The following is a 25,903-nucleotide window of genomic DNA, read 5'->3' on the forward strand; positions in this document are numbered from 1 at the left end:
GCCGGTCCCTGTCTGGCACTTCCGTGCTTGCCGGCTGGAATACCCTATCAGGTTGTCTGATCAAAGCGCCATATCATCGCGGTGAATCAGCGCAGCGCGGGCGGGATAGCCCAGCGTGGCCTCGATATCATGCGAGCGGCGCCCCTGAATGGCGCGGGCCTCGTCGGCGGTGTAGCGCGACAGCCCCTGCCCCAGTTTGCGCCCGTCTGGGCCGAGGATGGCCAGCGGATCGCCGCGGCCAAAGTCACCCTCCACATGACGGACGCCTGCGGGCAGCAGGCTGTTGCCGGACATCAGCGCGCGGGCGGCGCCCTCGTCGATGGTCAGGACGCCACGCGTCTTCATCGCGCTGATCCAGCGTTTGCGCGCAGTTTGCGGATCGCCCTGCCCGGTGAACCAGGTGCAAGCGGCGCCATCTTCGAGATTTTTCAAAGGGTTCAGAGGCGAACCTTCGGTGATCGCCATCTCACATCCCGCCGCTGTCGCCATTTTCGCAGCCAGCAGTTTTGTGATCATCCCACCCTTGGACAGGCCGGAGACACCATCGCCCGCCATCGCCTCGATCTCGGGCGTTATCTCGTCAATCCGGTCATAGCGTTTGGCATCCGGGTCCAGCGCCGGGTTGGCGCTGTAAAAGCCATCAACATCGGACAGCAGGATCAGGCAGTCGGCCCCGACCGTCACCGCCACCTGCGCGGCCAGGCGGTCATTGTCGCCATAGCGGATTTCGTCGGTTGCGATGGTGTCGTTTTCGTTGACGATCGGCACCGCGCCCATGCTCAGCAGCGTTTCCAGCGTCGCGCGGGAGTTCAGGTAGCGGCGGCGGTTTTCGCTGTCTTCCAGCGTCACCAGAACCTGCGCAGTGGTGATCCGGTGCGGCGCCAGCGCCTCCTCATAGGCGCGGGCCAGGCGGATCTGGCCAACGGCGGCGGCGGCCTGGGATTTCTCCAGCGGCAGATCTGCGCGGGGCAGCCCCAGCACGCCCCTGCCCAGGGCGATGGAGCCGGAGGAAACCAGCACCACATCGGTGCCGCGGGATTTCAGCCAGGCGACGTCATTGGCCAGCGAATGCAGCCAGCCGGCCCGCAGCTCGCCGGTGCCCCGGTCGACCAGCAGCGCCGAGCCGATCTTGACGACGATCCGTTTTGCCGAGGTCAGGGCTGCCAAGGCTGTTCCTCCTCGGCGGGCTTCATCCGCACGCGGTCATCGTCGATTTCGGCCCGCACGGCGCGCAGCACCTCGTTGAGGCCTTCGCGGCTGACGCCGGACATCATCATCACCGGCCCGCCCACGGCGGCCTCCAGCGCGGCGCGTTTCTCCTCCCGCTCTTCGGGGTCGAGCGCGTCGACCTTGTTCAGCGCGGTGATGCGGGGTTTGGTGGCAAGCTCGCCGCCATAGGCCTCAAGTTCGCCGATGATGGTTTCGTAGTCTTCGACCACCGTTTCCGACGTGCCGTCGACTAAATGCAGCAGCACCGCACAGCGTTCGACATGGCCCAGGAAGCGGTCGCCAATGCCGCGGCCCTCATGCGCGCCTTCGATCAGGCCGGGGATGTCCGCCACCACAAATTCGGTGTTGTCGATGCCCACCACGCCCAAGTTCGGGTGCAGGGTGGTAAAGGGGTAGTCGGCGATTTTGGGCCGCGCGTTCGAGGTCGCCGCCAGGAAGGTGGATTTGCCCGCGTTCGGCAGACCCAGAAGACCCGCATCTGCAATCAGCTTGAGCCGCAGCCAGATGGTGCGGTCTACGCCCTCCTGCCCCGGGTTGGCGCGGCGCGGCGCCTGGTTGGTGGAAGATTTGAAATGCAGGTTGCCAAAGCCGCCGTTGCCGCCCTTGGCCAGCAGCACCCGCTGGCCCGGTTCGGTCAGGTCGGCCAGCACGGTTTCCTGATCCTCGTCGAGGATCTCGGTCCCCACCGGAACCCGCAGGATGATGTCGTCGCCGTCCTTGCCGGTGCGCTGGCGGCCCATGCCGGACTGGCCGTTCTTGGCAAAGAAATGCTGCTGATAGCGGAAGTCGATCAGGGTGTTCAGCCCCTCGGTGACCTCGGCCCAGACAGAGCCGCCCTTGCCGCCGTCGCCGCCGTCGGGGCCGCCGAATTCGATGTACTTCTCACGCCGGAAGCTGACGCAGCCGTTCCCGCCGGCGCCCGAACGGATGTAGACTTTTGCCAGATCGAGGAATTTCATGACAGCTCCTTAATGCGGCAGGATCTTGCGGCCTGCCCGCGCAGTACAAGTGTCCCGCCAAGGCGCGGAGCTTTGACGGGAGTGTTTCGTTTGCCTTACCGCAAAGCGCGCGCCGCGCCAATCACAGTTTTCGGCTGTAGGTCCAGGTTGGAACAGTGGCGTCACGCGCGACAGAAAAGCTTTCGGCGTCGCCCAGGTAGTCAAAACCGCAATGGAGCAGCACCCGCGCAGAGGCCGGGTTGTCCTGGAACACGCAGGCAAACATCGCCGCGTTGTTTTGCGGATTTGCATCGACCAGCGCCTTGAGCGCCGCAGAGGCAAGCCCGGTATTCCAAAACGGCGGTGCGGTCCAGTACGACACTTCAGACTGGTTGCGGTCCATCCGTTTCAGGCCGATCACGCCCTTCAGCTCGGCATCGCCATCGGCGGTGCCATCAATCACCCAGACGTCCTCGTCCCGCTCATCCGCCATGGCACGCGCCACAAAAGCCTCTGCCGCGCCCGGCGGCAGCGGGTGCGGGATCGACCGGGTCATGCGGGCAACGCGCTCGTCGCTGACGTAATGCTCAATCAGCCCGGCATCAGATTTCCGCACCGGGCGCAGAATGAAACGTTCGGTTTCAATGACCTGCTGGCACACGATTTGATCCAGATTCATGGATGTGCTCCTCCTCTGCCGTATTTTTGCGGGCTCACAAGGCCCTCATTATTGTGGCGGCCAAAATCAGATGTGCACGCCCTGCCCCTGCGGCAAGGCACGCGCTGTTCAAATTGCGCAAAACTTCCCGTTGGCCGGGCGTGAACACCCGGGAGCCGCGGCGCTGCGCTGGGGGGCTTGGCCTGTGCTGGGAAAATCATCATACACTCGCATACTCAAAAACAGAAAGAGGGACCGGCCTTATAGCCGATCCCCCTAAAGATTTCTTTACCCTTCGGGTCGGCTTACTCAGCGGCCTCCGCCACTGGGAGAACCGATACAAAGGTGCGGCCTTTCAGGCCTTTGCGGAAGCTTACAGCACCGTCAGCAGTGGCAAACAGAGTGTGGTCTTTGCCCATGCCCACGCCTTCGCCGGCCCAGAATTTGGTGCCGCGCTGACGCACGATGATGTTGCCTGCGATGGCCGCCTGGCCACCGAAGAGTTTCACGCCAAGGCGGCGACCAGCAGAGTCGCGGCCGTTACGGGAGGAACCGCCAGCTTTTTTATGTGCCATTCTCTCTCTCCTTAGCCTTTGGCCAGCTCTTTGGCCTGCTCAACCCACTCGGGCTTCACTTTGACTGCTTCGATACCAGCAATGTCGTCTTCGGACAAGGCTGCGATCTGGGCAAAGCTGGTGAAGCCTGCTTCTGCCAGTTTCTTGGCAGCTGCGGGGCCGACGCCGGTCAGCTGGGTCAGGTCGTCCGAGGCAGCAGCGTCAGCAGCCGGGGCAGCTTTGGCAGCAGCTTTCGGAGCGGATTTGGTTGCACCCGATGCCAGGATCTCGGTGATCCGGACCAGGGTCAGTTTCTGACGGTGGCCTTTGGTGCGCTTGGAGGAGTGCTTCCGGCGGCGCTTCACAAAGTTGATCAGCTTATCGCCTTTGATCTGGTCGATCACTTCTGCCTTCACGGCAGCGCCTTCCACCAGCGGAGCGCCCACAACGGGTGCGTCGCCGCCAAGCATCAGAATTTCGTCGAACTGGATGGTGTCGCCAGCATCTGCAGCAAGTTTTTCAACGCGGAGCACGTCGCCCGCCTGAACCTTGTACTGCTTGCCGCCAGTCTTGAGGACCGCAAACATGTGCGTCTTTCCTTTTCTTACCGCGTCCTACGGCCCCCTTGCGGGCGTTCCGGCTGATGCCGCCTCGAACAGCGCGCCCCTGTGCGGGGCGGATTACAAGTAAATCCCGGCACACGGATTCCGGGCCGGGATGCGGGCTTATGGTTTGGAAAGCCGGGGCTGTCAACCGTTTTTCCACAGGCGGCATCAACGGTTTGCCGGGTCAGATATCCTGCCCCGGTGTCAGCTCGGCCATGCGGTGCGCCAGCTCCTCAAAGCGGTTGGCGGTGATTTCATACTGCACCGCATTCAACAGCTCGTAAACCCGCTGCATCGGCGCCTCCTCCAGCGCCTCGACATAGGCCTGGACCTCAGCGTCGGTGAATTCCTGATAGGTATAGGCAGAGGCCGCCAGGCTGGAGGCCTGCAGGCTGAGGCGCAAGTCGCCTTCCTGCTCCTTCATCAGCGCCCGCAGGCCGTCGGCGTCCAGCTCCAGCTCAATCACGCCCGCGGCGGCTGCGGCCATCAGAAAGCGGAACTGGATCTGCTGCAGCGCCCGCACGCCGGTGCCGGCCGCATCAATGGCCGATCCCATCCGCTGGTACATGGCGACGCGCTCGCTGCCCTCCTTCACCAGACCGGAAATGATCCGGTTGCCGGCCAGCTGCTTCACCTCGTCATCCTCAATCAGATGAGAGGCGTTTTCCGCCCGCACCAGCCGCTTGCCCAGATCGCTGGCATAAAAGGCTGAGGCGTGATCCAGCGCCTCGTCATCCAGCGTGTTCTCCAGAATCTCCACGGCAAGCCCGCGCATTTCGCGGGTGTCGAACACGTCTTGCGACAAGTCGGTCCACTGGCTGCCGAAGGCGCCGGTGTCAAAGCCCAGCATTTCCGGCGCGCTGGAGGCGGAGAGCGCAATGCTGTCGAGCGCCACATCAAATCCGGTCACTTCCAGAAACGCCTCCACCCGTTCGCGGTCTGCGGCCCGGGCCGCCAGCGGCACGGCGGCGATGGCGAAACACAGCACGGCGAGGACACGGACAAACACAGCGGGGGTTTGGGCGATCATCTGCATAGGGCAAATCTAGGCAAAAACCTTTGGCTGGCAACGGATACCCGGCTTTTTTTGTCAAAGGCGCATTTCGCCCCTTGCGCCAGTCCGGAATCAACATTAAACCGCGCCTCACCCCCCGCGGAGAGGTGCCGGAGTGGTCGAACGGGGCGGTCTCGAAAACCGTTGTGGGTGCAAGCCCACCCAGGGTTCGAATCCCTGTCTCTCCGCCACTTTCCCTTACAGACCGCTTCCCGGACAAGACGAACGGCGTGCGTCAAAATGACGAGCCGCCTTCGGGTTTGGCTGGTTGGCTGTGCTTTCCTCTGTCCGGACGGCCTGCAGCCATCCACCCAAAGAGAGCGCCACAACCTACTGGCATCAAACGAAAAAGGCCGGACATTTCTGCCCGGCCTTATGTGTTTCAAGCTGCGCGGATCAGGCGCGGCGGCGGCGTCCGCCGGCGCGGCCGCCACGGCCGCGCCCTTCTTCGCCTTCGGCAGCCGGCGGCTTGTTGAACTTGATCCACTCCCCGCCGTGCGGGTCGTTGTTGGTCAGGAAGTTGGCCGCGCGGATGGCTTCCATTTCCTTACCGGCGCGCGGCTTGGTGGAGCCCAGGCCGAACATGGTGACAAATGCCTCATCGTCCATCCCTTCCGGCAGGATGATGCCGGCCGCTTCGACCATGGCCTTCTTCTCGGCAATGGCCTTTTGGGTCACCGGCAGTGCCACCGGGTTCATGATCGCGGAGGTCATGCCCGCGCCCATGGCCATCGGCAAGAAGGCGTTGTTGATGCCATGACGGTTCGGCAGGCCGAAGGAGATGTTGGACGCACCGCAAGTGGTGTTCACGCCCAGTTCCTCGCGCAGGCGGCGGACCAGGGCAAACACCTGAAGGCCGGCGGTCGCCATTGCGCCAACCGGCATCACCAGCGGGTCGACCACGATGTCATGCGCCGGGATGCCGAAATCGGCAGCGCGCTCAACGATCTTCTTGGCGACGGCAAAGCGCACATCGGGATCTTCCGAAATGCCGGTGTCGTCGTTGGAGATTGCTACAACCGGGACATTATACTTTTTGACCAGCGGCAAGATCTGCTCCAGACGCTCTTCTTCGCCAGTGACGGAGTTCAGCAGCGGACGGCCTTCGCAGACCTCCAGGCCGGCTTCCAGCGCGCCCGGCACCGAAGAGTCGATGCACAGCGGAACATCAACCAGCCCCTGCACCAGTTCGATGATTTTCCTCATCAGCGGCGGCTCGGTCTCGTTCGGGTTCGGATTGGAGTTGTAGACCACACCCGCATTGATATCGAGAACGGTTGCCCCGGCCAGAACCTGTGCCACAGCGTCCTTCTCGACGGTGGAGAAATCGCCGGCTTCCAGCTCGGCCGCCAGTTTCTTGCGGCCGGTCGGGTTGATGCGCTCCCCGATCACGCAGAACGGCTCATCAAAGCCCAGGATCGCGGTTTTGGTTTTTGATTCTACGACTGTACGGGTCATTGTTGATCCTTAGGAGTTGACCGGCTTCGCCGAGGCGCCGCCGTTGTTGATGGCCCAGGTGGCATTGGTCTTGATGCCGCCCAGCGGGAAGAAATGGACGTTGGTGATGTTGAAATCCGGGTTCTCGGCCTTGTAGGCGGCCAGTTCGGCAACGACATCGTTCGGCTCGTAGGGCAGCAGCAGCTTGGAGACGTCCATCGCGCGTTTCTGCAGCACCTTCAGCGACGGGCCAACACCGCAAGCAATAGCGAATTTGATCAGGGTCTGCAGCTTGGCCGGGCCCGCGATGCCGATGTGGATCGGCAGGTCGACGCCCGCAGCCTTCAGGCCGTTTGCCCATTCGATGATCGGCTTGGCCTCAAACGCGAACTGGGTGGCCAGTGCCATTTTGGCGTCGGTGCGCTCAGAGAATTTCTGTTTCCACTGAAGCGCTTCGGAGACGTTTTTGGTAGAGCCATCCGGGTCGATATCCTTGTTGCCTTCCGGGTGGCCGGCAACGTGCAGGCTGGTGAAGCCCGCCTTGTCGAACAGGCCGGTTTCCAGCAACTGCATGGAGCTGTGGAAGTCGCCATGCGGTTTGGCAACACCGCCGGCCAGCATCAGCGCCTGCTTGACGTCCGCCTCGCCCTGGTAGCGGGCGATCCAGTCGGCCAGGGTGGCCTCGTCCTTGATGATCCGCGCCGGGAAGTGCGGCATCACCGGGAAGCCTTCGGCGTTCAGGCGCTTGGCGGTGGCGACCATATCCTCGATCGGGGTGCCTTCGATGTGCGCGATATAAACGCGGGTGCCGGCCGGCAGCAGGTCGCGGAAGTTCTCGACCTTTTCCGCGGTGCGCGGCATGACTTCGATCGAGTAGTCCTGCAGGAAGGCTTCGACCTGCGGGTTGACGGTCTGGGCAGCGCCAGTGTCACGTTTCTTAAAGTTCAGCAAAGCCATCACGGCCTCCCAAGAGTGGTCTGCGGGTCAAGCCCATCCGTCATTTGCAATCAGCGCCTTCAGGCGGTCCTGATCATACTCAGCTTCCAGGCGTCTGGCCTCGGCTTCGGCAACATCGGCTGCCTCGCCGTCGGCGGAAAACGGGGCTGCCTTGCGCCACTCGGCAAGATAGGCGTCCGCGTCCTTGGCGTTCACCTTCATGGCCGCACGGTCGATGGCCTGCTCGAACCGCTCTTCGAGCTGGCGCTTGGCGCCGCCGCGGCCCTTGCCAACGATGACCTGCGCAGGAATGTCGCGCCAGTAAACGATCGTAACGTCGGGCATGCCCTGATTTCCTCCTAACCTGGATAGACCACGTTCTAGAGCGGCGGCGCTCGGCAAGTTGGTCGAATTTCGACAACACGATGGGATTGAGCGACGTTTTGCTGTTGCGACCCTAGCTTTGTGCACCTTCGAATGCCACAGCGGTGTACCGCCAAAATATTCATATGGATTATGAGGAACCCGCTAGGCAGCGGAAATTGCTTCGCTTCTGGCGGCTGGAGCTTGCGCCGCCGCAGCTGCGCACCTATTGTCACAGTTAACACGATAATCGGAGGGCGTGAATCATGGCGCCCAGGCGCTCGAAAGGTGCGGGCGCGTTTCCCCAAGCGGTTGAAACCCCTGCACCGGCCCGTCCCGATCCAGATGCGCTTTATGCTGCATTGGATTTGGGAACAAACAGCTGCCGTATGCTGATTGCCCAGCCCAAGGGCAGCGGCATACATGTGGTGGACAGCTTCTCCAAGTCGGTGCAACTGGGCGCCGGGCTGGAGCGGACCGGACGGCTGTCGCGGTCCTCGATGGCGCGCACCATCCAGGCGCTGCGCATCTGTCAGCAAAAGCTCAAGCGCAACAGGGTCCGGCGGATGCGGCTGGTCGCGACCGAGGCTTGCCGCCGGGCCAAGAACGCCCGCGACTTCATTCGTCAGGTCAAGCGCGAGACCGGGCTGACGCTGGAAATCATCCAGCCGGAGGAGGAGGCGCGGCTGGCGGTCATCTCCTGCGCGCCGCTGGTTTCGACCAAGACGGAACAGCTGCTGGTGGTCGATATCGGTGGCGGCTCGACGGAACTGGTGTGGATCGACATTTCCTCCGTCCCGCGGCGCGACCGCCCGTCGGCGATCATGCGGCTGCACAACGGCTTCCAGCTGAGCGAAAGCCCCTTCCCCGCTGCCAAGGTTGTGGATTGGATTTCCGTGCCGCTGGGGGTCGCCACTTTGCGCGATCAGTTCAACGATGTGGAGGATGACGCCGCCCGCTTTGCACTGATGAGCTGGTTCTTTGAGGAGAACCTGGCGGATTTCGCCCCCTACAAGAATGAGCAGGCGCGCGCAGGGTTTCAGATCGTCGGCACCTCCGGCACCGTGACCACAGTGGCCGCGTCGCACCTGGGGCTTAAGCGGTATGACCGCACCAAGGTGGACGGGCTGCGGATGACCAGCGATCAGATTGACAAGGTGATCCGGGGGTATCTGGAACTCGGGCCCCAGGGCCGCCGCCGCGACCCCCGCATCGGCGAGGACCGGCAGGCGCTGATCATGTCCGGATCCGCGATCCTGCAGGCGTTGCTGCGCTGCTGGCCGACCGACCGGCTGTCGGTTGCGGACCGCGGCCTGCGCGAAGGCCTGCTCTATGCGCAGATGAGCGCGGATGGCGTTCTGGAGGACGGCCCCTACTGACAGATCAGAAGCATCCGGAAGGTTCCATGCATGTATACGGTCATTGCCATAGCTTACCGGCTAAGCACCGTCTCAGTAACGGTTTCTGCACTGGAGGCAGCGGGGTTCAAGGTATTTTGCCCCTGGATCAACACCATGGCGCTGCTGCCCCATTACAGCCTGGCATTCGGCGGGGTTCCGGTCAGTGTTCCGGCCGAAGATGCAGCGGAGGCCTCTGCGTTTCTCAGCGCAATTCACTGCGGGCATCTAAGCCCTTTGGAAACGGACGACTGCGAAGCTCATCCGCCGCCCGCCGTGCCAATGAACAACAGCCTTTGGAACAAGGCTGCAAACCTTTTAGGATATGTGCTGTTCGGCATATCCGCTCCCTGGGCTGAGCTTGCGCTATCCGGGGAAAAAGCATCGCCTTGATCCGGCGGGTGCAAGAGGTTATCTGCAGCCCTTACTTTCGGAGAAAACACTCATGGCAAAGACCCCCACTGGTAAAAACACATCCGGCCGCGGCCAGCGGGATCTGAAGGTCAAGGTGAAGACCGCCCGCGGCCGCAAGCTCAGCTCGACCCGCTGGCTGCAGCGGCAGCTGAATGACCCCTATGTCAGACGGGCGCAGGCCGAGGGGTATCGCGGTCGTGCCGCTTACAAGATCATGGAGCTGGACGACAAGTACCGGTTCCTGGTGAATGGTGCGCGTGTTGTCGACCTGGGCTGCGCGCCCGGCGGCTGGGCCCAGGTTGCGGTCAAGCGCATCAACGCGCTGGGGGAAAAGCCGGGCAAGGCCGTGGGCCGCATCATCGGTGTGGACCTGCAGGAGGTGGAGCCGCTGGCCGGGGCCGAATTCCATCAGCTTGATTTCATGGATGAAGGCGCCGACGACAAGGTCAAGGAATGGCTGAGCGGCAAGGCCGATGTGGTGATGTCGGACATGGCGGCGGCCAGTTCAGGCCATAAGCAGACCGACCATTTGCGGATTATCTCGCTGTGCGAAGCCGCGGCCTATTTCGCCTTTGACGTGCTGGAAGAGGGCGGCACCTTTGTGGCCAAGGTTCTGGCGGGCGGCGCCGAGGGAGAGCTTCAGAAGCTGCTGAAGCAGAAGTTCACCAAGGTGATGAACATGAAGCCGCCCTCCTCGCGGTCGGACAGCTCCGAGAAATTCGTCGTCGCCATGGGGTTCCGCGGCTAAGCGGCCTCAGACCGGCCGGTTGTGCGGGGTTGTCAGCGACCGGCTGGCCAGGGTGCGCAGCAGGATTGCCTCCGCACCGTCGTCATCGGTCAGCCTGGACACCCGCAGCTTGCGGCTGACATGGCTGGCCATCTCGCGCTGGCGCATCAGTTCGAACAGCCGCATGTGGCGCAGTTTGTTTTGCAGTTTTGCCATGATTCCCCCTTCTAGTTCCGCTGCTTTCATGCAGGTTTAGACAGGGATTAGGCCGCAACCGGGGCTCAATTGTGGCAAAGCCTGCCTTATTGTTGCAAATACGGAAACAGTTGCGCGAAAGCCGCAGCCGTCATGTCCGGCCCATGCTGTCGGCCATGTCGCTTAAGGCGCCGTTGAATTCTGCGCCCAGGATCAGGATTGCGGAATTCAGATAGAGGAATATCATCGCCGCCATCGCCCCGGCAAGCCCGGCATATGTGGCGGAGTACCGGGCGAACGAGCCGACGTAGACAGCAAACCCGCTGGCGCAGGCCAGCCACAGAAGCAGGGTCAGAACCGCCCCCGGCAAAATCCGCCGGAACCGGTGGATCCGTCCCGGCAGCAGGATGTGAAACGCCAGCACCGCGCCAATGGGCAGCGCCAGCGCCAGAAGGCCGCTCAGCCCCTGCTCCCATCCCTGCGGAACGCTGGCAAACGGCAGCAGCTTGGTGATGTGGCGCACGTAAAGCGGCAGAAACACCTCGAAGAAAGCCACCGCCAGAATGCCCGCCCCGCCCATGATGACCAGCCCGATGCACAGCGCGCGGGCGCGCCAGAACGGCCGGGTGTCGGTATCGTGGTAGGCCTGCACCATCGCCACCCGCACCGCATCGACCCCGTTGGAGGCAAAATACAGCGCAAACAGGCCGCCCAGGGTCACAAGCTGGGTGTTGGACGTCTGCAGCACCGACTTCAGCTCGGTCAGAATCGGCCGCGCCACGGCGTCGGGCCAGACGCTGAACACCTGCTCGGTCATCAGGTCCATTTCCACCTCTTGCGACAGCAGGCTGGCTACGGTGCCGGCCAGCGCAACCGTAAAAAGAACAAACGGGAACAGCGCCAGCATCATTGACATGGCGATGTGGCTGCTCATGACCCAGCCGTTCTTCCGGTTGAACCGGCGGGCGGCGGTCAGAAGCGCTGCGGGCCAGCGGCTCAGAGGGGGCAGGATCGGCATGCAGGCAAGGTTCCACAGCCGCCCGCAAATATCCAGTATCAATGGCCCTTTATGCGGTTTTAGCGTTGCGTGTAGCATAACCGCCTATGGTGTGCGGACGATGCGCATATTAGGTAAGTGCAAAGGTGCAAATTCGAGGCTGCGGAATGTTCTGGTTTATTGTCAGCACGGGCGCGATCGCCGCAACCTGGACGGCGGCCGGACTGGCTGCGCTCAGCGCGGCCCGCACGGCCCGCACGCCCCAGGGGGCAATCGGCTGGGTTGTGTTCCTGCTGTCCGCCCCGGTCATTGCCCTGCCCGCCTATGTCATCTTCGGGCATCACAGGTTCAGAGGCTACTGGAAGGCCCGACGCCGCGCGGAACAGGCGGTGATTGCCACCCGCAATTATACCAGCGCCCATTCCGAGGACGCGCAGGAACTGCCGGTCAACACCAGCCCGTTTGAAGCAATTGCCGGCACGAACGTGTGCCGCGGTAATGGCATGACGCTGCTGATTGACGGCAAGGAAACCTTCAACGCCATCTTTGAGGCTATTGAAAATGCACAGGAATACATACTTGTGCAGTACTACATTCTGCATGCGGACGATCTGGGCCTGGCGCTGCAGAAGCGTCTGATCTCTGCGGCACACCGCGGCGTGACCATCTGGCTGATGACCGACAGCATCGGCAGCCGCAAGCTGCCGCGCGCCTACACCAGCGCGCTGGAGGACGCCGGTGTCAACCTCATCGACCCGGCAGTTCAGCGCGGTCCCTGGCACCGGCTGCGGATCAATTTCCGCAACCACCGGAAAACCGTCGTCGTGGATGGCCGCATCGGGTTTACCGGCGGCCTGAACGTCGGGGATGAGTATATGGGGCTGGACCCCGCCGCCGGCCCGTGGCGCGACACGCATGTGCGGCTGACCGGTCCGGTGGTTCAGCAGCTTCAGCTGTCATTTGCCGAGGACTGGCACTGGCGCACCCAGGAACCTATTCTGGACCTGCTGAACTGGGAAGCCGAAGCTTCACCGCAGGACCGCCCGGCGCTGATTGCCGCCACCGGGCCTGGCGACACCACTGGCAACGGCTCGATGTTGTATTTCTCCGCCATTTCCGCCGCGCAGGACCGCGTTTGGCTGGCCTCGCCCTATTTTGTGCCGGATCAGGATGTGTTTGCCGTTCTGAAGCACGCGGCGCTGCGCGGGCTTGATGTGCGGATCCTGCTGCCGGAATACGCTGATCACGTGCTGCCCTGGCTGGCCGCCTTTGCCTATTTCGATGAGCTTCGCGACGCTGGCGTCCGCATCCTGCGCTATCAAGGCGGCTTTATGCATCAGAAATGTTTCGTCATTGACGACACGATCTCCGCGGTTGGCACCGCTAACCTCGACAACCGCTCGTTCCGGCTGAACTTTGAGACGATGGCGCTGTTTTTCGACCGCGCCTCTGCCGGGGAAATTGCAGAGATGCTGCAGCAGGATTTTCAGCGCGCCACGGAGCTCAGCCTGCCGCTGGACCAGCAAAAGCTGAGTATCCGGCTGCTGGCCCCGGTGGCCCGGCTGCTGGCGCCGGTGCTTTAATCCTTGCCGTCATATGACTGGCCGTTCAGGGAAAACAGGCGTCCCATGGCGCTGACCAGGAAGGCGGTGCTGATGCCGAACCCGAACAGCCCGGTCACGGCGGCGAACGCCGCGAAAATCCGCAGCGCCGGCCCCAGCACCACATCGCCGTAACCCAGCGTGGTATAGGTCGCGAGCGAGAAGTAGACCGAGGTGTTCCAGTCCCCGATCGCGCCAACCAGAACAAAGGCCGAGGACCAGATCCACACCTGCGCGGTATGGCCGCCGAGAATGATGAAAATCGCGGCCACCAGCATCAGGCCGATCTGCCACCGGCGGTAGGGTTTGGAGAACCGGGCCGACAGCTTGTTCAGCACCGACGCGCACCAGACCAGAACCATAATTTCCAGGATCAGGCAAAAGCTCAGGTAGATTGAGCCCCACAGCAGCTGGTTCCACAGTGTCATTCCGGCCCTCGTGTTCGTCGGCGTGTTTGTCGGCAGCCTGGCCTCACCTGGCCGTGCAATTGGCTTTCGTTCTTAAACACTTCCATCAAGGATCGCCAGCCGCGGGAGCCCGTCCTTGTCTTTGTGCCGCACTGGACTTCCCCCGGCCAGCGGTATTGAGTGCAGTTGCAGGAAAGGACGGCCAAACGCCGGAGGTGCCGCAGGATGGTTCTGAAAATCCGCAACGTGACCAAGTCTTATCCCGGCCAGACCGCAGACGATGCGGTTCTGCGCGGCGTCTCGCTGGACCTGGCAGCGGGCACCAGCCTGGCGCTGACCGGGGACAGCGGGTCCGGCAAAAGCACCCTTTTGCACCTGGCGGGGGCGCTGGACCATTTCGACAGCGGTGAAATTGAAATCGGGACCACCAAGCTTTCCCGGCTGGGCGACGGCCAGCGCGCGGCGCTGCGCAGGCAAGAGGTTTCCCTGGTTTTCCAGCAGTTTAATTTGATCCCCTCCCTGACGGTCCGGCAAAACATCGCGCTGCACGCGCGGCTTGGCGGCCGCTGGGACGCGGTGTGGGGGCAGCAGCTGGCGGACAGACTTGGCCTGTCCGGGCTGCTTGACCGCTACCCGGAGCAGCTGTCGGGCGGTCAGCAGCAGAGGGTTGCGATCGGCCGCGCACTTGCCCTGCGCCCCAAACTGCTGCTGGCAGATGAGCCGACCGGCAACTTGGATGAAACAGCCAGCGCAGCGGTGATGGAGCTGATGCTGGAGCTGGTGCGGGAAAGCGGTGCCGCGCTGTTTCTGGTCACCCATTCCTCCGCGATTGCACAGATGCTGGACCGCCAACTGCACTTGAAGCACGGCAAGGCCGCATGACCCGCGCCGCGGCGGCAGCCATCCTGTCCCATTGGCGGCGCCACCCGTTGCAGCTGGCAACACTGATTGTCGGGCTGGCGCTCGCCACCGGCCTGTGGTCGGCGGTGCAGGCGATCAACGGCGAGGCGCGCGCCAGCTATGCCCGCGCCGCAGAGCAGCTGGGCACCTCCGGGGCGGACCGGCTGGTGCCTGCCAGCGGCAGCATCGCGCTGTCCCGCTATGCCGCCCTGCGGCGGGCAGGCTGGACGCTGGCACCGGTGCTGGAAGGCACTGTCAGGTTTGGCCGGCAAAGCTTTGATATCATGGGAATTGACTTGCTTGGTCATCCGCTGGTGGCCGATCTGGCAAACGCCGCGGAACAAGACGGCGCGTCACCGCTGGACGCGCTGCTGCCGCCGGGCCGTTTTTTCGCGCATCCGGACACCGCAGCGGAGCTTGCTGCTGTCCAGCAGCAGCACCCGGTCACCCGCACCAGCGCCTTGCCCCGCGGGGTGCTGGTCGCCGACCTGAGCCTGGCCAGCCGCCTGCTGAGGCAGCCCGGCACGCTAAGCTATCTGCTTATCCTGCCCGGCCAGACCCCGGACCTCGCACCGCTGGCAGAGCTTGCCCCGGAGCTGACCCGCGTTGCCGCCAAAAGCGCGGCAGCGGATACGGCGCGGCTGACGGACAGTTTCCACCTTAACCTGACAGCTTTTGGCCTGCTGTCCTTTGCCGTCGGGCTTTTCATCGTACAGGGCGCCATCACGCTCAGCCTGGAGCAGCGCCGGGGCCTGATCCGCACCCTGCGCGGTCTGGGCGTGCCGATGCAGCTTCTGGCCGGCCTGTTTGCCGCGGAACTGGCGGCGGTTGCGGTGATCGCCGGCGCAGCGGGACTGGCAGGCGGCTATCTGGTTGCGGCGGCGCTTTTGCCGGATGTCAGCGCCACGCTCGCCGGGCTGTACGGGGCACCGGTCGATGGCAGCCTGTCGCTGCGTCCGGGCTGGGTTCTGTCCGGTCTGGCAATGGCGCTTGGCGGCACCTTCCTGGCCGGGGCAAAAGCGCTTTTTGCACTGTGGCGGATGCCACTGCTGGCGGCCCCTGCGACGCGCGCCCGCGGGCAGCAGGCTGGCCGGTCGCATCTTCTGTCTGCCGCCGGCGGCATCGCCTGCATCCTGGCTGGAACCGCTGTTATTTCGATTTTCCAAGGACTTGTTGCCGGGTTTGTCTTCCTTGGCGGCCTGATGCTGGGGGCGGCTTTGCTGCTGCCGTTGCTGATTTCCACGGGCCTGCGGCTGGGGGCGCGGCTGGCCCGGCGTCCCTATGCGGAATGGCTGTGGGCCGACACCCGCGCGCAACTGCCGGGCATGTCGCTTGCCCTGATGGCGCTGCTGCTGGCGCTCGCGACAAATATCGGCGTCGGAACAATGGTTTCCAGCTTCAGGCTCACCTTCGTGGGCTGGCTGGATCAGCGCCTGGCATCGGAGGTTTATGTCACCGCCCGCTCCGACGCCCAAGGTGCAGAGCTTGCCCAATGGCTGGGCAGCAAGGGGGTTACGGTGCTGCCCATCCGCAGCAGTGATGTGCGGTTTAAGGGTGCGCCGCTGCGGATTTATGGCGTGGCGGATGATGCGACCTACCGCCAGCACTGGCCGCTGCTGGACGCCCTGCCGCAGGTCTGGGACCGGGTGGCTGCCGGAGAAGCGGTGCTGATCAACGAACAGCTTTCCCGCCGCTATGATCTGTCGCCCGGCGGCAGCGTCCAGCTGGAGCCGGGCTGGGTTCTGGCCATTGGCGGGATCTATTCCGACTACGGCAACCCCAACGGCCAGGCGATTGTTGCGCTTGACCAGCTGCTGGCCCGCGCGCCCGATGTGCCCAACCGGCAATTTGGCCTGCGGTTGCCGCCGCAGGACGTTCCGGATCTCATCAAATCAATCCGGCAGAGGTTTGAAATCCCAAGGGAAAACATCATTGACCAGGCCAGTCTCAAGGCGCGTTCGCTGGCGGTTTTCGACCGGACGTTTGTCATAACCGCGGCGCTGAATCTGCTGACGCTCGGGGTGGCGGCCTTTGCCATGCTGACCAGCCTGCTGACCTTGTGGAGCCAGCGCCTGCCGCAGCTGGCACCGGTCTGGGCGATGGGACTTAGCCGCCGGCAGCTGGCCGTAACCGAGGTGCTGCGCAGCCTTATGCTGGCCGCCATCACCGCTGTGCTGGCGCTGCCGCTGGGGCTGGTTCTGGCCTGGGCGCTGCTGGCAGTGATCAATGTCGAAGCTTTTGGCTGGAAGCTTCCGATGCATGTGTTTCCGGGCGACTGGCTGCGGCTGTTCCTGCTGGCGCTGCTGGCCGCCGTGGTGGCCGCCGCCCTGCCCGCGCGCCGGCTCAGCCGCCTGGATCCGGCCGAATTGCTCAAGGTGTTTGCCAATGAACGTTAGACCTGTCCTCGCTTTGGTTTTCACCGCATGGGCCTCGTCCACTCTGGCGCAGGGGTTCGCGGGTCTGGGCAGCGACGCGGAAGGCTTTGCCATGCCGCAGCGCGGCCAGCGGTTGTCCTTCCCGCAGGATCACGGCCCGCACCCGGATTTCCGCATTGAATGGTGGTACTTGACCGCCAACCTTGAAGGGGCGGACGGGCGGGACTATGGCATCCAATGGACGCTGTTCCGCTCGGCCCTTGCCCCGGGCGAAGGAGACGGCTGGCAAAGCCCGCAGGTCTGGATGGCCCATGCGGCGGTGACCGCATCCGATCAGCATCTGTTTGCCGAAAGCATCGCCCGCGGCGGCATCGGCCAGGCGGGCGTGACATCGCAGCCCTTTATGGCCTGGATCGACAACTGGCAGATGGCATCGGCCCAAGATAACCTGGAAAATCTGACGCTTACCGCTGCGGGTGAAAGTTTTTCCTATGATCTGCTGCTCAGCGCGGACGGACCATTAGTGCTGCATGGAGAGAATGGGTATTCCGTCAAATCCGCCGGCGGCCAGGCCAGCTATTACTACTCCCAGCCGCATTACCAAGTCAGCGGCACAGTCACGCTGCCCGGCGGCGCGGTTGAGGTCACGGGGCACGGCTGGCTTGACCGGGAATGGTCCAGCCAGCCTCTGGCTGAGGATCAAAGCGGCTGGGACTGGTTCTCGCTCAGCTTTGAAAGCGACGCCAAGCTGATGGGGTTTGTCCTGCGGGCGGAAAGCGGAGATTTCACCTCTGGCACCTGGATTTCCGCCGACGGCACGGCGGAGCCGCTGGAGCCTGGGGCTTTTCAGGCCGATCCCTTGGATTACACCATGGTGGAGGGCCGCAGCATCCCGACACGCTGGCGCGCCGCCCTGCCCGGCAAAGGCGTTTCAGTCGAGGTTGAGGCGCTGAACCCGCAAAGCTGGATGGGCACCTCGTTTCCGTATTGGGAGGGGCCTGTCACTGTCACCGGCAGCCACAGCGGCACGGGCTATCTTGAGATGACCGGCTACGAATAAGGGCGCCCGAAGGCGCCCCTAAAGGTTTCAGCGGATCACAAAAACCGAACAATCCGAGTGGCGGATCACCCGGGCCGCATTCGGCCCGAGCAGGTAGTCTTTCAAGTCCGGTTTATGCGCGCCGATCACGATCAGACCGCTGCCGGCCGTTTCGGCCACTTTGAGGATCTCCTGATAGGCGGTGCCGGTGGCGACCAGGTGGCGCACCTTGGCGTTGCGCTCTTCGCCCAGCACTTTGCTGCACAGGTCCTGGAGCCGCTTGGTCGCGTCCTCCACTGCCTTTTCGTGGTGGTGTTCCTCGAAAAAGCCGGACACCCAGGTCTCGCCGAAGTTGGGCAGGACGTTGACGACGTCCAGCTGGGCGCCGTCAAGCTCCGCCAGCCGGGCGGCCTCGGTCAGGACTTTTTCGTCCAAGGCTCGGTCGCTCAGTTCCAGGGCGCAAAGAACGGGTCTGCTCATGCCGGTACTCCTTCCTGTTCACGCGCGCGTCCGCGCTGCAGAAACGCCACCAGCGCCACCAGCAGCAGCGCCGGGATGAAGATCAGCTCCTTGGGCAGCTGGCTGGCCGGGGCCTGGATGGAAGTGATCTGCACCGGCGCGTCGGCGTAGAAATCAAAGCTCTCCAGATTGGGCGCCGCCGGTGTGCCGAACATCGGCTCTTCCAGCTTCACCACGCCGTCTTCCTCCAGCAGCAGCAGGCCATAGGCATCCACTGCCGACTGGCCGCCGGAGCCGTCAGCCGTCAGGATCATTGTGGTGCTCTTGGTTCCGGACGTGTCGAAATCCGGGCCTTCCACCGTGATCCGCAGCTCCGCCCCCGGCTCAGCCTCGTCCAGCGCCTGCACCAGCTGCGCCGGCGGCACTTGGGCAAAGGGCGGCATGATGCGGTCCATGAAGAAGTCCGGCCGGAACAGCGCGAAGGCGGCAAAGATCAGCAGGATGCCTTCATAGAAGCGGTTGCGGCTGAGGAAATAGCCCATGGTGCCCGCAGTAAAGACCAGGATCGCGATGGTGGCCGATATGGCGACCAGGATTCCCTGTATCCAGTTCACATCAATCAGCAGGAGATCGGTGTTGAAGATGAACACAAACGGCAGCGCCACGGTCCGCAAGCTGTAGAAGAAGGCGGTGAATCCGGTGCGGATCGCATCGCCCCCCGAGACAGCAGCCGCAGCAAAGCTGGCAAGACCCACCGGCGGTGTCACATCGGCCATGATGCCAAAGTAGAACACAAACAGGTGCACGGCGATCAGCGGCACGATCAGGCCGGACTGGGCGCCCAGCTCGACCACGACACCGGCCATCAGCGAACTGACGACGATGTAGTTCGCCGTGGTCGGCAGGCCCATGCCCAAAACCAGCGACAGAATGCCCACCATCACCAGCATCAGGATCAGGTTGCCGCCCGAGATGAACTCGACCAGCTCAGACATCACCTGCCCGACACCTGTCAGGGTCACGGTGCCCACGATCACCCCCGCGGTGGCCGTGGCCAGCGCGATGCCGATCATGTTGCGGGCACCGTCGATCAGCCCGTGCCACAGGTCGCTGACGCCCTGCATGAAGGCATTGGCCATGTCGCTCTGTCCGCGGAAAATCGCCTTGAGCGGTTTCTGGGTCAGCAGGATCACAAACAGCAGCGCCGTGGCCCAGAAGGCGGACAGGCCGGGCGACTTTTGTTCGATCATCAGGAAGTAGACCAGTACGATGATCGGCAGCAGGTAATGCAGACCCGCCTTGTAGATCTCGCCCACCACCGGCAGCTCGACCTCTTCGGCGTTGGGGTCGTCCGGCACCAGATCCTCCACGCCGGAGGCCAGCCACAGCAGGGCGACATAGGCGGCCACCACCAGAGCTGACAGCGTCAGACCGGAGGCGCCCGGCATCGCGGCGACAATCCATTTCACCGGATACTGCACGCCGTAGCAAAGCGCTGCGAAGCCGGCGAAGAACAGTGCCATGCCGCCAATTGTGCGGCCCATGGACACCACGCGGTTGCCCAGCGTCGGCATGTTCCGTTTCACCGCTTCCAGGTGCACGATGTAGACCAGCGCGATGTAGGAAATCGCAGCCGGCAGGAAGGCATGGGTGATCACCTCGACATAAGAGATGCCCACGTATTCCACCATCAGGAAGGCCGCAGCCCCCATCACCGGCGGCATGATCTGCCCGTTCACGGAGGACGCAACCTCAACCGAACCCGCCTGTTCTGACGTGAAGCCCACCCGCTTCATCAGCGGAATTGTGAAGGTGCCGGTGGTGACAACGTTGGCAATCGAGGAGCCAGAGATCAGACCGGTTGCGGCAGAGCCCACAACGGCCGCCTTGGCCGGGCCGCCGCGCAGGTGGCCAAGCGCGCCAAACGCCATCTTGATGAAGTAGTTGCCGGCGCCCGCCTTATCCAGCAGCGCACCGAACAGCACAAACAGGAATACGAACTTGGTCGACACCCCCAGGGCGATGCCGAACACGCCCTCAGACGTGATCCACATATGGCTCATCGCCTTTTTCAGGCTTGCGCCTTTCCAGCGGATCACCTCGGGCACGTAGTCCGATGAGCCGAAGAAAACATAAAGCAGGAAGATCGTCGCGATGATCGCCATTGCCGGACCCAGCGCGCGGCGGGCGGCCTCGAACAGCAACAGCAGGCCTGCCAGCGCGAACCATTTGTCCACGTCATCTGCAAGGCCGCCGGAATCGACGATTTTCTGATAGAAAATATAGCCATAGAGCGCGATGCCGGTGCCCGCGATGGCAAAGATCCAGTCCTGGACCGGGACATAGCCGCGGGGGCTGGATTTCAAGGCAGGATAGGCGGCAAAAGCCAGGAAAATGGCAAACGCCAGATGGATTTGCCGCGAATTGTTGATCACGCTGCCGGGCAGCAGCAGGTTGGCCAGCGGCGAGGCCAGCACGACTTGGAAAACCGACCAGATGACTGCGACGATGGCCAGGAACACCCCTACACTCCCCACCGGGTTGCGGGCGCCGGCGTCGGAGGACGCGACCAGTTCCTGAAGCTCTTCTTCGCTGAGCGGTCGATTTCCCTGAGCATCGGATGTCATGGATAATCTCCCCTTGGGCCGGCGTGGAGCGGCACGGCCTCAAATTTACTCCCCCGGCTCGGGGGCAGAAACGGGGCGCTGATGCGCCCCGCCCCATTGTTCCGGCGGATTACTCGATCCAGCCTTTTTCTTTGTAGTACTTTTCTGCGCCAGGATGCAGCGGTGCCGACAGGCCGTCCGCGATCATTTCTTCCGGTTTCAAATTGGTGAACGCCGGGTGCAGCTTCTGGAAGGCTTCGAAGTTTTCGAACACCGAGCTGACGACTGCATAAACCGCATCCTCGGAAACGTCTGCCGAAGTCACGAAGGTCGCGCCGACACCAAAGGTGTTCACGTCCTCGTCGGTGCCGCGGTACATGCCGCCCGGAATGGTGGCGGTGCGGTAGAAGGAGTTGTCGCCAACCAGTTTCTCAACCGCTTCGCCGTCCACGGTGACCAGAACCGAGTCACAGGCAGTGGTGGCTTCCTGGATCGAGCCGGACGGGTGGCCGACAGTGTAGATCATTGCGTCGATCTGGTTGTCGCACAGCGCCGCGGACTGTTCCGCTGCCTTCAGCTCAGTCGCCAGGGCGAAATCTTCCATTCCCCAGCCCTTGGCTTCCATCAGCACTTCCATGGTGCCGCGCTGGCCGGAGCCCGGGTTGCCGATGTTGACGCGCTTGCCCTTGAGGTCGTCAAAGGTGGAGATGCCGGCATCGGCGCGCGCCACTACGGTGAAGGGTTCCGGATGCACCGAGAACACGGCGCGCAGGCCTTCGAACGGACCCGCTTCCTCGAACTTGGAGGAACCGTTGTAGGCGTGGTACTGCCAGTCCGACTGGGCGACGCCGAACTGCAGTTCGCCTTCGCGGATGGTGTTGATGTTGTAGACCGAGCCGCCGGTGGATTCGACGGCGCACTTGAAGCCGTGCTCCTTGCGGCCCTTGTTCACCAGACGGCAAATGGCGCCCCCGGTCGGGTAATACACGCCGGTAACGCCGCCGGTGCCGATGGTGATGAATTCCTGCGCAGATGCTGCCGGAGCCATAAAGGCTGCGGTCACCAAAGCACCGATCGCCAGCTTGGTGTGTTTCATGATCAAGTCTCTCCCACTTGTCTTATGATTTGCAGCCCGGCCCGGAAATTTGCGAAAGCGGTGTTATGCTCCACGCACGGCCAGAGAATTTGGCCCCCAAGCAAGGCGTGTGCGGATATTTTTTGCACGCCCGCAAGGGTTCCACCGGGGGCCTCCCAAGTCAAGAGTGCTATCTATTGACGCACCCCCTAAAGCCGATTTTTTTTCTGTAATGACAACAGTTAGATAAATTTCCCCGTCACGGTGCGGTGGTTTCCGGTTGCCTGCATACAAAGAATTTAATTGCAAGGGGAAATCTTCGGCCCGGCGATTCTTGCACTGCGGAAAAAGCGCTTGGGCGGTCATTGGCCGGAGCGCTGGCAGCAACCGCTTTTTGCGCTGAATTGCGGCAGGCCGGGGATTGCCATGGTGACAAATCCGGCAGATGGCGCTAATCCGCGTCACACAAAAATTGATCCGCTGTTCAAGAATCGTAGCTGCGGGCACCAAGTCAGGGAGCTTGCGGCAATGCTGCTGAGCCAAGTTATTCACGATAACCCGTCGCTGACGGATTTCTGGGCTTTGGAGCGCTGCGTCTCCGCCGAGGCCCGCAAGATACCGCAGGAGGCCAGTGCGCCGCTGACCTGCGATGTGGAGCCGGAATTCCGCTGCACGCCGCGAAAATGGGACCTGATCCTGTCGGCGGCCCATGACCGCGGGCTGCGGGCCCGCCAGCGCTGATTTCTCTGCAATCAAGTATTTGAAGGCGCGGTCGGCCCCGCCCGCAGGCGCGCGGGGCCGCGTTGGTGTTATTCCGCCGGGCTGGCTGCCGGGGTGCCCTTGATGCGTTCGCGTACGCCCTGCATCATCGCATAAAGCACCGGCACCACGATCACCCCGACCACCGTCGCTGCCAGCATGCCGCCAAAGACCGCGATGCCGATTGCGCGCTGGCTGGCAGCACCTGCGCCGGAGGCCGCCATCAGCGGCACCACCCCCAGCAGGAAGGACAGCGCCGTCATCATCACGGCGCGGAACCGCTGCTTGGCCGCCTCTTGCGCGGCGTCGCGGATGCTCAGCCCCGCGGCGCGCCGCTCCATTGCGAATTCGACAATGAGAATGGCATTTTTCGACGCCAGGCCGATCAGCATGATCATCCCGATCTGGGTGTAGAGGTTGATGTCGTTGCCCGCGATGGCCACTGCGGCCACGGCCCCGAACAAGGCGACGATCACGGACAGCAGGATCGCCACCGGCATGCTCCAGCTTTCGTACTGCGCCACCAGGAACAGGTAGCCGAACAGCACCGCCATCGCCAGGATCACCGTCACCAGCCCGGCGGAGTCGAGCTGCTGCTGCGCGGTGCCGGTCCATTCAAAGGCATAGCCCGGCGGCAGCGCCGTCGCGGCCTCCTCCTGCATCACCCGGATGGCATCGCCGGTTGACAGCCCGGGCGCGGGCACTGCCGTCACGGTGGCCGAGCGGAAGATGTTGTGCCGCTTGAGCAGCACCGGCCCCAAGACGTTCTCCACATCTATCAGGGTCGACAGCGGCACCATCTCGCCGGACTGCGCCCGCACATACAGGCCGCCAATATCCTCGATCTTGTCGCGATAGGAGCCCTCGGCCTGCAGCATTACCTTGTAGACGCGCCCGAACAGGTTGAAATCGTTTACATAGTAAGACCCCAGGTACGTCTGCATGGTCTGGAAGACCTCGGCAATCGGCACGTTCAGCGTCTTGGCTTTCTCGCGGTCCAGATCGACAAAAACCTGCGGCACGTTGGCCCGGAAGGTGGTGTAGGACTGGGCGATCTCAGGCCGCTGATTGGCGGAATAGACCAGCGACCCGACGGATTGCGCAAGATCCTGCGGCGTGCCGCCTGCGGTCTGCTGGACCGCCATCTCCACACCGGCCGACATGCCCAGGCCGGAGATCGGCGGCGGGTTGAAGGCTACGATACTGGCTGCCGCCTCGGCGTTGGCGATGCCGTAGATCTGGCCGAGGATGGCGTTTGGCTGCAGCGGTTCGCTTTGCCGCTCGTTCCACGGCGCCAGGTTGGCGATGATCATCGCGCCGTTGGCGCCGGCCCCGTTCAGCAGGCTGAAGCCATTGACCAGGACAGTGCCCTGGACGCCGGGGATCTGGCGGATCTGTTCGTCAATCCGGCTGGTCACGGTCTCCGTCCGCCCCAAAGCAGCCGCATCGGGGAGCTGCACATCAACAAACAGATACCCGTTGTCCTCGGACGGCAGGAAGCCCTTGGATGTCGCGGTAAACACCGTTCCGGTGCCGAAGGCAAAAGCCGCGATAATCGCCAGCCCGATCACCGGCAGGCGCAGCAGGCGCGTGACAACGCTCAGGTAGCCGCTGCGCACTCCGCCGATCATGTTTTCAAACACCGCCAGCAGCCCTTTGGGCGGGCCAGAGCGGGCTTTCAGCACGATGGCGCAAAGCGCCGGCGACAGCGTCAATGCGTTGATGGAGGAGATCACCACCGCAACCGAAATGGTGACGGCAAACTGGGAGTACAGCTTGCCGGTAATCCCGGGCATGAAGGTGACTGGCACAAACACCGCCAGCAGCACCAGCGTGGTCGCGATGACCGGTCCGGTGATCTGTCCCATCGCCTTGCGGGTGGCTTCCGCCGGGGGCAGCCCCTCCTCGGCGATGATCCGTTCGACGTTCTCCACCACCACGATGGCGTCATCCACCACGATGCCGATCGCCAGCACCAGCGCAAACAGCGAGATAGTGTTGAGCGACATGCCAAGCGCCAGCAGAAACGCAAAAGTCCCGATCAGCGACACCGGGATAGCCACCGCTGGGATAACGGTTGCCCGCAGCGAGCCCAGGAAGATGAACACCACCGAGATCACCAGCACAAAGGTCATCATCAGGGTGGAGATCACATCGTTCAGCGATTGCTCGACAAAATCGGTGGTGTTGAAGGGCACGGAATAGGCGACGTCTGCGGGGAAGTCCTGCGACAGCCTCTCCATCTCTGCCAGCACCGCTTCGGAAACGGCCAGCGCATTGGCGCCAGGAGCCTGGTAGACGGCCAGAATGGTGGCCGGCACGCCGTCGTAAAAGCCCGAAGCGCTGTAGTTGGAGGCACCCAGCTCCACCCGCGCGATGTCGCTCAGCCGCACGGTGCTGCCGCCATCGCCGGTGCGGATCACGATGTCCTCAAACTCGCTGACTTCGGTCAGGCGGCCCTTGGATTTGATGGTGTACTGGAACACCTGGTCGCCGGGCACCGGCGGTGCACCCACCTGCCCCGCCGAGACCTCGATATTCTGCTCCCGCACCGCGTTGATCACGTCGCCGGGTGAAATGCCAAGGCCGGCCATCTTGTTGGGGTCCAGCCAGACGCGCATGGCGTATTCAAAGTTTGTCAGGATGTCCGCCTTGCCGACGCCGGCCACCCGCGCCAGCGCATCTTTGATGTTGATGGCGGCATAGTTCGACAGAAACACGCTGTCATACGTCCGGTCGGGTGAGGTGAGCGCGGTCACCAGCAGCATGTTGGAGGAGCTTTTCTGCGTCACCACGCCATTGGCGGTGACCTCGGCAGGCAGCGCTGCCACCGCCTGCGCCACCCGGTTCTGCACGTTGACAGAGGCAATGTCCGGATCCGTGCCGACCTCGAAGGTCACCGACAGCGAATAGCTGCCGTTGTCGGCGGAGTTGGAGGACATATAAAGCATCCCGTCCACCCCGTTCACCTGCGCCTCAATCGGCGCGGCGACGCTTTTTTCAACGGTTTCCGCGTTGGCGCCCGGGTAGCTGGCGGTGACGTTCACCACTGGCGGGGTGATTTCCGGGAACTGGGCGACAGGAAGAACGAAATAACCGATCACCCCCATGACCGTCAGCACAAGGGAAATGACAATTGCGAATTTGGGGCGTGAGATAAAGAGAGAGGAAAACATC

Annotated in this window: 24 protein-coding genes and 1 tRNA gene; 9 read left to right on the forward strand and 16 right to left on the reverse strand. The window is 63.1% G+C overall.

Features of this window, described 5'->3' with window-relative positions; genetic code table 11:
* Nucleotides 1–60: 60 nt before the first annotated feature.
* The 6 genes from proB to B2P87_RS14210 form a co-directional block, all read right to left on the reverse strand.
* Nucleotides 61–1,167 carry a glutamate 5-kinase gene (gene proB, locus B2P87_RS14185; protein ID WP_141890351.1) on the reverse strand — a complete coding sequence of 369 codons (1,107 nt, stop codon included), beginning with the start codon at nucleotides 1,165–1,167 and terminating at the stop codon, nucleotides 61–63.
* Nucleotides 1,155–2,189, reverse strand: coding sequence for a GTPase ObgE (obgE, locus tag B2P87_RS14190; RefSeq protein WP_027243945.1), 1,035 nt, complete (start codon nucleotides 2,187–2,189; stop codon nucleotides 1,155–1,157). Before obgE ends, proB begins: the two co-directional genes overlap by 13 nt.
* 121 nt (nucleotides 2,190–2,310) lie before the next feature.
* Complete coding sequence (locus B2P87_RS14195) at nucleotides 2,311–2,847, reverse strand: GNAT family N-acetyltransferase (RefSeq protein WP_141890350.1); 537 nt, start codon at nucleotides 2,845–2,847, stop codon at nucleotides 2,311–2,313.
* Nucleotides 2,848–3,131: 284 nt separating this feature from the next.
* Entirely contained in the window at nucleotides 3,132–3,401 is a 270-nt protein-coding gene (rpmA, locus tag B2P87_RS14200) for a 50S ribosomal protein L27 (RefSeq protein ID WP_008553710.1), read from the reverse strand.
* Nucleotides 3,402–3,412: 11 nt separating this feature from the next.
* Nucleotides 3,413–3,967: a 50S ribosomal protein L21 gene (rplU, locus tag B2P87_RS14205; protein WP_058286935.1), complete on the reverse strand. Its 555-nt coding sequence runs from the start codon at nucleotides 3,965–3,967 to the stop codon at nucleotides 3,413–3,415.
* Nucleotides 3,968–4,169: 202 nt separating this feature from the next.
* Nucleotides 4,170–5,021, reverse strand: coding sequence for a DUF2059 domain-containing protein (locus B2P87_RS14210; RefSeq protein WP_141890349.1), 852 nt, complete (start codon nucleotides 5,019–5,021; stop codon nucleotides 4,170–4,172).
* 119 nt (nucleotides 5,022–5,140) lie between these two features.
* On the opposite strand from B2P87_RS14210, the gene B2P87_RS14215 reads away from it, so the two are divergent.
* Nucleotides 5,141–5,230 (forward strand) — tRNA-Ser (locus B2P87_RS14215).
* A gap of 205 nt (nucleotides 5,231–5,435) precedes the next feature.
* Here B2P87_RS14215 and B2P87_RS14220 read toward each other — a convergent pair.
* From B2P87_RS14220 to B2P87_RS14230, 3 genes are read right to left on the reverse strand one after another with little or no spacing between them, the layout of a single operon-like run.
* Nucleotides 5,436–6,497, reverse strand: a complete 1,062-nt coding sequence (locus B2P87_RS14220; protein ID WP_141890348.1) for a methyltetrahydrofolate cobalamin methyltransferase — start codon at nucleotides 6,495–6,497, stop codon at nucleotides 5,436–5,438.
* 9 nt (nucleotides 6,498–6,506) lie between these two features.
* On the reverse strand, nucleotides 6,507–7,433 hold the full coding sequence (locus B2P87_RS14225; RefSeq protein WP_058286932.1) for a hypothetical protein: 927 nt from the start codon (nucleotides 7,431–7,433) through the stop codon (nucleotides 6,507–6,509).
* Between the two features lie 27 nt (nucleotides 7,434–7,460).
* A complete protein-coding gene (locus B2P87_RS14230; protein ID WP_141890347.1) occupies nucleotides 7,461–7,757 on the reverse strand; it encodes a virulence factor in 297 nt (98 codons plus the stop codon).
* 284 nt (nucleotides 7,758–8,041) lie between these two features.
* On the opposite strand from B2P87_RS14230, the gene B2P87_RS14235 reads away from it, so the two are divergent.
* The 3 genes from B2P87_RS14235 to B2P87_RS14245 are packed head-to-tail and all read left to right on the forward strand — an operon-like array spanning nucleotide 8,042 to nucleotide 10,334.
* The gene (locus tag B2P87_RS14235) at nucleotides 8,042–9,154 is read left to right on the forward strand and encodes a Ppx/GppA phosphatase family protein (RefSeq protein WP_058286930.1); all 1,113 of its coding nucleotides are present in this window, start codon (nucleotides 8,042–8,044) and stop codon (nucleotides 9,152–9,154) included.
* A gap of 30 nt (nucleotides 9,155–9,184) precedes the next feature.
* On the forward strand, nucleotides 9,185–9,565 hold the full coding sequence (locus B2P87_RS14240) for a hypothetical protein (protein WP_141890346.1): 381 nt from the start codon (nucleotides 9,185–9,187) through the stop codon (nucleotides 9,563–9,565).
* A 52-nt stretch (nucleotides 9,566–9,617) separates the two neighbouring features.
* Nucleotides 9,618–10,334: an RlmE family RNA methyltransferase gene (locus tag B2P87_RS14245; RefSeq protein ID WP_141890345.1), complete on the forward strand. Its 717-nt coding sequence runs from the start codon at nucleotides 9,618–9,620 to the stop codon at nucleotides 10,332–10,334.
* A gap of 6 nt (nucleotides 10,335–10,340) precedes the next feature.
* On the opposite strand, the gene B2P87_RS14250 is transcribed toward B2P87_RS14245, so the two are convergent.
* Complete coding sequence (locus B2P87_RS14250) at nucleotides 10,341–10,529, reverse strand: hypothetical protein (RefSeq protein ID WP_141890344.1); 189 nt, start codon at nucleotides 10,527–10,529, stop codon at nucleotides 10,341–10,343.
* 130 nt (nucleotides 10,530–10,659) lie between these two features.
* Complete coding sequence (locus tag B2P87_RS14255; protein ID WP_008553667.1) at nucleotides 10,660–11,526, reverse strand: YihY/virulence factor BrkB family protein; 867 nt, start codon at nucleotides 11,524–11,526, stop codon at nucleotides 10,660–10,662.
* Between the two features lie 146 nt (nucleotides 11,527–11,672).
* On the opposite strand from B2P87_RS14255, the gene cls reads away from it, so the two are divergent.
* Complete coding sequence (gene cls, locus B2P87_RS14260; RefSeq protein ID WP_141890343.1) at nucleotides 11,673–13,088, forward strand: cardiolipin synthase; 1,416 nt, start codon at nucleotides 11,673–11,675, stop codon at nucleotides 13,086–13,088.
* Here cls and B2P87_RS14265 read toward each other — a convergent pair.
* Nucleotides 13,085–13,534, reverse strand: coding sequence for a potassium channel family protein (locus tag B2P87_RS14265; protein ID WP_058286925.1), 450 nt, complete (start codon nucleotides 13,532–13,534; stop codon nucleotides 13,085–13,087). The genes cls and B2P87_RS14265 overlap by 4 nt on opposite strands.
* 204 nt (nucleotides 13,535–13,738) lie before the next feature.
* Between B2P87_RS14265 and B2P87_RS14270 the strand changes: the two genes are divergently transcribed.
* The 3 genes from B2P87_RS14270 to B2P87_RS14280 are packed head-to-tail and all read left to right on the forward strand — an operon-like array spanning nucleotide 13,739 to nucleotide 17,848.
* Entirely contained in the window at nucleotides 13,739–14,395 is a 657-nt protein-coding gene (locus tag B2P87_RS14270; RefSeq protein ID WP_141890342.1) for an ABC transporter ATP-binding protein, read from the forward strand.
* Nucleotides 14,392–16,809: an ABC transporter permease gene (locus tag B2P87_RS14275; protein WP_141890341.1), complete on the forward strand. Its 2,418-nt coding sequence runs from the start codon at nucleotides 14,392–14,394 to the stop codon at nucleotides 16,807–16,809. The genes B2P87_RS14270 and B2P87_RS14275 overlap by 4 nt, the downstream gene beginning before the upstream one ends.
* A complete protein-coding gene (locus B2P87_RS14280) occupies nucleotides 16,799–17,848 on the forward strand; it encodes a lipocalin-like domain-containing protein (RefSeq protein ID WP_141890340.1) in 1,050 nt (349 codons plus the stop codon). The genes B2P87_RS14275 and B2P87_RS14280 overlap by 11 nt, the downstream gene beginning before the upstream one ends.
* A gap of 27 nt (nucleotides 17,849–17,875) precedes the next feature.
* Here the strand turns inward: B2P87_RS14280 and B2P87_RS14285 are convergent, their stop codons facing one another.
* The 3 genes from B2P87_RS14285 to B2P87_RS14295 all read right to left on the reverse strand — a co-directional run bounded on the left by B2P87_RS14285 (nucleotide 17,876) and on the right by B2P87_RS14295 (nucleotide 21,988).
* Nucleotides 17,876–18,307 carry a universal stress protein gene (locus B2P87_RS14285; RefSeq protein WP_058286921.1) on the reverse strand — a complete coding sequence of 144 codons (432 nt, stop codon included), beginning with the start codon at nucleotides 18,305–18,307 and terminating at the stop codon, nucleotides 17,876–17,878.
* Nucleotides 18,304–20,913 carry a TRAP transporter permease gene (locus tag B2P87_RS14290; RefSeq protein WP_058286920.1) on the reverse strand — a complete coding sequence of 870 codons (2,610 nt, stop codon included), beginning with the start codon at nucleotides 20,911–20,913 and terminating at the stop codon, nucleotides 18,304–18,306. Before B2P87_RS14290 ends, B2P87_RS14285 begins: the two co-directional genes overlap by 4 nt.
* Before the next feature lie 109 nt (nucleotides 20,914–21,022).
* Entirely contained in the window at nucleotides 21,023–21,988 is a 966-nt protein-coding gene (locus B2P87_RS14295) for a TAXI family TRAP transporter solute-binding subunit (RefSeq protein ID WP_058286919.1), read from the reverse strand.
* 282 nt (nucleotides 21,989–22,270) lie between these two features.
* Between B2P87_RS14295 and B2P87_RS14300 the strand changes: the two genes are divergently transcribed.
* Nucleotides 22,271–22,708 (forward strand): hypothetical protein, encoded by a 438-nt coding sequence (locus tag B2P87_RS14300; protein WP_244940807.1) that lies wholly within the window; start codon nucleotides 22,271–22,273, stop codon nucleotides 22,706–22,708.
* Between the two features lie 68 nt (nucleotides 22,709–22,776).
* Here B2P87_RS14300 and B2P87_RS14305 read toward each other — a convergent pair whose 3' ends face one another.
* The gene (locus B2P87_RS14305; protein WP_058286917.1) at nucleotides 22,777–25,902 is read right to left on the reverse strand and encodes an efflux RND transporter permease subunit; all 3,126 of its coding nucleotides are present in this window, start codon (nucleotides 25,900–25,902) and stop codon (nucleotides 22,777–22,779) included.
* Nucleotide 25,903 lies beyond the last annotated feature (1 nt).

The organism is Leisingera sp. UBA4491, assembly GCF_002388965.1.
In the GTDB taxonomy this organism is placed as follows: Bacteria; Pseudomonadota; Alphaproteobacteria; order Rhodobacterales; family Rhodobacteraceae; genus Leisingera; species Leisingera aquaemixtae.